Annotated in this window: 5 protein-coding genes and 1 pseudogene; 2 read left to right on the plus strand and 4 right to left on the minus strand. The window is 50.8% G+C overall.

Annotated features, from left to right (window positions below):
- Positions 1–240: pseudogene (locus tag VZT47_RS09025) on the plus strand (hypothetical protein); the annotation flags it as partial.
- An 86-nt stretch (positions 241–326) separates the two neighbouring features.
- On the opposite strand, the gene VZT47_RS09030 reads toward VZT47_RS09025, so the two are convergent.
- The 3 genes from VZT47_RS09030 to VZT47_RS09040 all read right to left on the minus strand — a co-directional run bounded on the left by VZT47_RS09030 (position 327) and on the right by VZT47_RS09040 (position 2546).
- Positions 327–1340 (minus strand): helix-turn-helix transcriptional regulator, encoded by a 1014-nt coding sequence (locus VZT47_RS09030; protein ID WP_330224636.1) that lies wholly within the window; start codon positions 1338–1340, stop codon positions 327–329.
- Positions 1341–1824: 484 nt separating this feature from the next.
- Complete coding sequence (locus tag VZT47_RS09035) at positions 1825–2088, minus strand: hypothetical protein (RefSeq protein ID WP_330224637.1); 264 nt, start codon at positions 2086–2088, stop codon at positions 1825–1827.
- A gap of 206 nt (positions 2089–2294) precedes the next feature.
- Complete coding sequence (locus VZT47_RS09040) at positions 2295–2546, minus strand: hypothetical protein (RefSeq protein WP_330224638.1); 252 nt, start codon at positions 2544–2546, stop codon at positions 2295–2297.
- A gap of 383 nt (positions 2547–2929) precedes the next feature.
- Between VZT47_RS09040 and VZT47_RS09045 the strand changes: the two genes are divergently transcribed.
- On the plus strand, positions 2930–3361 hold the full coding sequence (locus tag VZT47_RS09045) for an endonuclease domain-containing protein (RefSeq protein WP_330224639.1): 432 nt from the start codon (positions 2930–2932) through the stop codon (positions 3359–3361).
- Between the two features lie 733 nt (positions 3362–4094).
- Here VZT47_RS09045 and VZT47_RS09050 read toward each other — a convergent pair.
- Positions 4095–5795: a nuclease-related domain-containing DEAD/DEAH box helicase gene (locus VZT47_RS09050; protein ID WP_330224640.1), complete on the minus strand. Its 1701-nt coding sequence runs from the start codon at positions 5793–5795 to the stop codon at positions 4095–4097.
- Positions 5796–6258: the final 463 nt, after the last annotated feature.

Here is a 6258-nt window from a genome sequence, read left to right on the forward strand (position 1 = left end):
GCCGAAGATGAAAGGACTCTAGGGGAACTGTTTTATATTTGCGTACAGGAAATGCAGGACATCACGGTGGAAGAAGCTTTAAGATTGCTAAATCTTTGGGCTGAATCAATCAGCGAAATCCTCAACAATCCCGAAAGCATCGATAAAAACGTAATTCTCAAAGCATTACTTAATGAAACAAGAAAATTCATCAATAGTTTACCAACATATCTGACCAGAAATCTCCTCAATGCTGCATAAATTGCTAAATTATACTTTAAAGTGTAACAATGCAGATTTCATCGGAGTTACTAGGTCATTTGAGGGTGCGAAGTTTGAGCTAACAGCTAACGGCTCTTCTCTCCCATGGAAACGACCTTCCCCGCATCTTCCAGCCATTTTTCCCTTAACGATGCCGGCTTGAGCACTTCCACCCGGGGACCCTGGCTTTCGAGCCAGAAAAGAATCCCGTTTCCACGGACAAGAGCCGTGATTTCGTAGAAATCTTTTCCTTCTGCGTCTGTCAGATGCTTCGACTTTGCCGTAGGGAGCCGGTCCATGGCCGCCTCCGCGGAAGGGCCGTAAAAACGGAAAACCACCTGCTGCAGATCTCCGCCATACATGAACTGGATTCCGTTCTTGTATTCCCCTTCCTTAAACTGGGCCGTCAGATTGCCATCGAAAACCTCCCCGGTATCCTCTATTTCCAGGATCCGGTCAAACCGGTAAATCGCCGGCCCGTGCCGCCGGAAATCCTCCTGCCCCTTTTCATTATCGATAATGGCGATGAGATAGAAATAATACTCCGAAAAAAGGACCCCCACCGGCCAGATTCTGCGGTCCACCGCCTCTCCATCCTGTTTTTCATAGGTCAGGGAAAGCACCTTATGGCGATGAATGGCCTCCTCCGCCTTCCAGAGCAGCTCCGGATCCGCCTTGCCGTGGGCCGGATTCCGATAATGGAAAATCTCATTATTCACGCACTGGATGATTTCCTTCCCCACCGGCCGGGAAACCATGGACTTCAGGAAACGCTGCAGGAGCGAATCCACCTCGGATTTCGTGAAAGCCCGGCTCTCGATCAGAATCTTGCAAATTGAAAGCAGCTCCCCATTGGAAAGGAACTTCTTCCCCTCCCGGTGATACTCATAACCACCCTTCTCCCGGTTGAACCGGATTTCCTCCCCCTCCAGACGCTGGGAAAGGAAATCATTCACCACCTGCACATCCCGCTGCACAGACCGCTCACTCATCCCAAACTCCCCCGCCAAAGACTCCCGGCGCACCACCTGCCCCTCCTCGAGATGCTGGAAAATATCGTATATGCGAAGCAGACGGAAACTTTTGCGGTAATCGGGCATGGGAATCATCCTTTCAAGGGAAAACTGTCCTTCATCAGGAAACTTTTATTATCAGAAACTTTGAATCGGGAATCCCGGGAGACTCGGGACTATCGGGATTATCGGGAAGGTGCGGCGCAAATTCATGAGCGCCGCAGAGTTTTGATTTCAAAACCGGATATACAAGGCACATATGAGACTAACTGACGAAACATAATCATGCCAATTGACTCTATCGAAAGTCAGGAGGCTCCCCTCACAGGCCCCCCGAAGTTCGGGGGGCTGTCGCCGAAGGCGACTGGGGGGATGTACTCTCGTTCAAGTCGAAAATGATCTAAAAGGTAAACTCATCCTGGGGAGCTCCGCGAAGCGAGTGAAGGGGGGCTTACTTTGGTCATGATCGCTAATTGACTCAAACCCTTCAAGCGTAACGCTCAGGGAACTGGGAACTCATATGCGAGCCCTTCATGTTACCCCTAGTATACTCCCTCCGCAAGAAAAAATCTCACCTCAGGAGTACCAGTCCCAGACAGACCACCATCCCGAAGAGGAATCCGAAAGTCATCCACCGCAGGCGGAAAAGATTTTTCTCCGTCCTCTTATCCTTCAAGTGCTCCATATAGGCAGCAAGCTTCCGTGATTCCTCCTCCGTGAGCTCCTCATCCCCGGGAAGATAGCCCATCCTCCGAAGCTCCCGGGCCTCCCGGTACTTCTCATTTTCCCTCCGCACTTCCTCATTCTTTCGAAGCAGCTCCTCATCACTCAGCATAGGGGCCTCCTTTCCTCTTAAAGAAATAATTAGTATATCAAATCAAAGCGTCAGAAACTGACGTTTTTAAAAATTATCAGTTCGCAGTTCTCAGAATCCGGGGCAGCTGAAATCCCATATAAAAAGGTTCTCCTATAAATTTCGAGGCTCCACCCCAATTCCTCTCCCCTTTTTGCATTTCCTGTTATCCCGGAATCAGTTTCATCTCACTTCTGCATGAGAATCATCGCCGCCGTATACAGGGCCAGGAGAAATCCGAAAGTGAACCACCGCAGGCGGGTGACCATTTTCTCCTCTCTCTTTCCCCTCCAGTAAATCCGGAGCAGCCGCACCTTCAGGGCCCTCAATGCATCGGGATCCATCTGCTGAATCGAAAGCCCCGCCGCCTTCGCCTTCCGCACCTCCCCGCGAATCCACTCCGCTTCCCTTTCCTCTTCCAGTCTCTTTTTCCTCTTCATCCATACCTCCTGACAGACTACTTCAGAATAGATATGAATTATACCAAAGGCAAGCGACAGGTTCTGTCGTTATCATAGGTTGGCGTGATGAGAAAAATGAAATATAAATGCTCCCATAAAAGTTCCCACCCCCGCCCTTTCAGGCCTTCGGTCAGCTTCCCCGAGTGGAAGCTGACCTGCGTACCGATAGTGCCACATTCGAGGCTAATTACCAAAACGTACTCGGCATAATTGTCTCTATCCAGCAGCAAGTGCTCTCCCTCGGGAGAGCTCCGCGACAGCGGTGAGAGGGCAAGCTATGGGAAATCCCGAAAGCCGCCCCTGTAATCATTGACTCCATCTTTGCTATACTAAAAGAAAAGCAGCATTGGGAGGGGAGAAAAATGAAGAAATTCAATTACAGGGAATGGCTGCTAAATCCCGAAGATGACTGGGAACAAGTCGAAGGCCTCAATATGCCGGTCAGCGAAGAAATGAAAAAGAGAAGGATGGAGCTCAGGAAAAACATGACCCCGGAAGAGAATCATCTGTGGCGTACCTTTTTTCTCCCCTACAAAAAGATGGGAATCCATTTTATTCACCAGAAAGTGATTGGCCACTACATCGTAGATTTCTTTTACCCGAAAACCGGACTCATCATTGAAATCGATGGCGGCCAGCACTTTACCGAAGAAGGCAGGAAATACGACGCAGAACGCACCAGACAGCTTCAGAACTGGGGCTTTGAAATCCGGCGATACTCTAACCTCACAGTTCACCAGAATTTCGAAGGAGTCTGCCAGGACATCATAAATAAAGTCAATGAAATGCGATAAAACATCTCGCATACCATCAGCACCACATATGAGGCTGACTGCCAAAACACACTCGGCATAATTGTCTCTATCCATAAGCAAGTGCTCTCCCTCGGGAGAGCTCCGCGACAGCGGTGAGAGGGCAGGCGATGGAAAATCCCGACTTCCCCCATCCCCTGCCCTTTCAGGCCCTTTGGGCCAGCTTCCCCGAGGGGAAGCACTCACATACCGCCAGAGCCACCTGGCATGAAAGAGGTTCGCTATTAGCCCTGAGATTTACATGCCACATTCGAGGCTAAATGCCAAAACGTACTCGTGCCAACTATCTCTATCCAGCAGCAAGTGCTCTCCCTCGGGAGAGCTCCGCGACAGCGGTGAGAGGGCAGGCGACGGGAAATACTGAAAGTACTCTAAAGATACCTCCATTCCCTGCCCTTTCAGGCCCTTTGGGCCAGCTTCCCCGAGGGGAAGCACTCTTATACCGCCAGAGCCACCTGGCATGAAAGAGGTTCGCTATTAGCCCTGAAATTTACATGATACATTCGAGGCTAAATGCCAAAACGTACTCGTGCCAATTGTCTCTATCCAGCAGCAAGTGCTCTCCCTCGGGAACACCGGCGCGGCTGAGAGGGCAGGCAATGGGAAAGGCGGCCAAAGGCCGCCTGATGATACCCTCGGAACCCGGAACTTATATGTAAAACACCAACAAAAAAAGCAGTGCCCCAAAGAGACACTGTCTTTTTATTTCCAAAATTCACATAGAAAGTCCCAATGCAGAGGCCACGCCTTCTCTTCCTTCTCCTTCAGCTCCCATTTTTTTAAGGAGGGCCGGATAGTCTTCTTTCTTTATATCTTCATAGAATCCGACTTTGAGGTACGTATTGGCCCGGGACGCTCCGGTATAGACGAGCCTTCTATGGAGCTGGTCGGGAAGGCGGGAAAGTTCCACATCGATGAGCAAAACCGCTTTCGTTTCGAGGCCTTTGAAGCGATAAACGTTGGTAAACCACACTTTCCCCTTTTCCGGTTCCTGAGAAAGGGGGATGCCGTAGACTTTCTTTATATTTCGCAGCAGGCTATGGGGCAGGCCGTGAATGGTGAGGATGGCTATATCTTCCAGCTGCAGATGATTATCCAGCATTTCCTTCACGAACCGATCCGCCAGGCGGGAGAGTTCTGTTTCATTTCCATAAAAAGCGCAGGTCGGCGCCAGGCCGTGAATGGTATTCACATAATTTTCCCGATGGCGCATATCGATGACCGTCCCCACGGAAGACGCGATTTCCGCCGTATTTCTGCAATTCTTATAGAGCACCAGCCGGCATTCCGCGTGATCATCGATCCAGTTCCGTTCATTTCTGCGGATCACCTGCTGATTCCGGTCATAAAAAACGTAGAAACATCCATCCATGAGCTCCGCCAGGTACGACAGATGCTCCATCATGGAATCCGTCAGATCCTGCCCCTCATCGATGACGATATGTTTCCAGGGCCAGGAATCATCGTCGAAATCCTTATCAAAGAAATCCTCGAAAGAAGCGAGCGTCTCTCCTGCCGCCAGAGGACGGCCCATGAGCGCCTCCCCCAGAGTCCGCACATTATGGAAAGAAATCCCCTCCTCTCCGTACACCTTCCGGATATGATCCAGCAGGAATTCATTGTAGCAGAGATAGAGCACCTTCTCTCCCCCGGACGCCAGGCGTCTTGCCTTTTCCACAGCCAATACCGTTTTTCCCGTCCCTGCAGCTCCATGAATAGCTGCCACCCGCTGCTCCTGCAGGAAATCAAGGATGGCCGACTGCTTATTCGTGAGCCGGATGAAATCCGTATGGACCTCCAGATTGGTGGAATGAATCGTCTGCACCAGATCAAAAGAAGGCATGAGCGTATGAATCAGCTCCCGGTACTGCTTTTTATCCAGAGACACCCGCTTCCCGTGCACCTCGGCAGACCAGAAATCAAGGGCCCGGATGAGCGCCCTCTCAGGATTTTCCAGATCCCCCTCATCAAAGACCAATTCCGGCCTTGCCTCCAGAGGCAAAGGTACATTTCCATGGAAATTCACCGACGTGAACCACACCGCCCGGCCCATGAGAGGGATGGGCCGGAAATTTGACTCCTTTAAGAAATTGGAAATACGCATCTGCGACTCCTGCGCCTGGCCGAAAGGATCGATCACCTTCTCCGCGCCGGAATTCCGGTTCCTCTGGATCCAGTTTCCACCCCGGTAAGAAATCGCCCCCGCCTTCACCTCGATGGAAAGAATCCCCCGGGCCGGATGCAGGACGATAAAATCCGCCTCCCCCTCCGACCTCCTCTGCCGGAGAGTCCCCAGCCACCGGTAAGAATAAAAAACCGCCCAGTCATCCGAAAGACGGGAAAGCGCCCGATACACCAGCCGCTCCCCCTCGGACCCGTGAAAATCCAGAACCTGAGAAGGATACATACGTGCCATATTGATTCACCCTTTTGAACAATTAGCTGTCAGCCGTTAGCAGTTAGTTTTTAGAAATAATCATCCGTAAAAGTACTGTCTTTCTGATTATACCATAGGAAAGGGAAGCTGGCCGAAGGCCGCCTGATGGTCAAGCTCCCCTCGAGAGGGGAGCTCCCGCGGAGCGGGTGAGGGGACGAATGCCCGCGCACTATCGGTTAGCAAAGGAGCGAAAATAAACACCAGCGGAAATTATTCCTTTAAATCTTCCTTCGATTATCGTTCTGACTGTCTACCTCCGCTCCTACCAGGAAATGTTTCGACTTGTTCGTTCCCCCACCGCTTCGCGGAGGGCAGATTGTCAAGTCTAGTGCAACATTTCTTCAACAAATTCTATTGGAGTCATCCAATCCATTCCTTTTCTAGGTCTATTGTTAATATAGTCTACTGCCTGTTGAACTTCATCATCTGTCACCTTCCGGAA

Origin of the sequence: Dialister sp., from assembly GCF_036343215.1 — a bacterium.
In the GTDB taxonomy this organism is placed as follows: domain Bacteria; phylum Bacillota; class Negativicutes; order Veillonellales; family Dialisteraceae; genus Dialister.

Excerpts from the sequence above, each read along its gene's own strand:
- VZT47_RS09040 (WP_330224638.1), bottom strand. The coding sequence starts at position 2,546 with ATGAAGAGGAAAAAGAGACTGGAAGAGGAAAGGGAAGCGGAGTGGATT.
- VZT47_RS09030 (WP_330224636.1), bottom strand. The coding sequence starts at position 1,340 with ATGCCCGATTACCGCAAAAGTTTCCGTCTGCTTCGCATATACGATATT.
- VZT47_RS09045 (WP_330224639.1), top strand. The coding sequence starts at position 2,930 with ATGAAGAAATTCAATTACAGGGAATGGCTGCTAAATCCCGAAGATGAC.
- VZT47_RS09050 (WP_330224640.1), bottom strand. The coding sequence starts at position 5,795 with ATGGCACGTATGTATCCTTCTCAGGTTCTGGATTTTCACGGGTCCGAG.
- VZT47_RS09035 (WP_330224637.1), bottom strand. The coding sequence starts at position 2,088 with ATGCTGAGTGATGAGGAGCTGCTTCGAAAGAATGAGGAAGTGCGGAGG.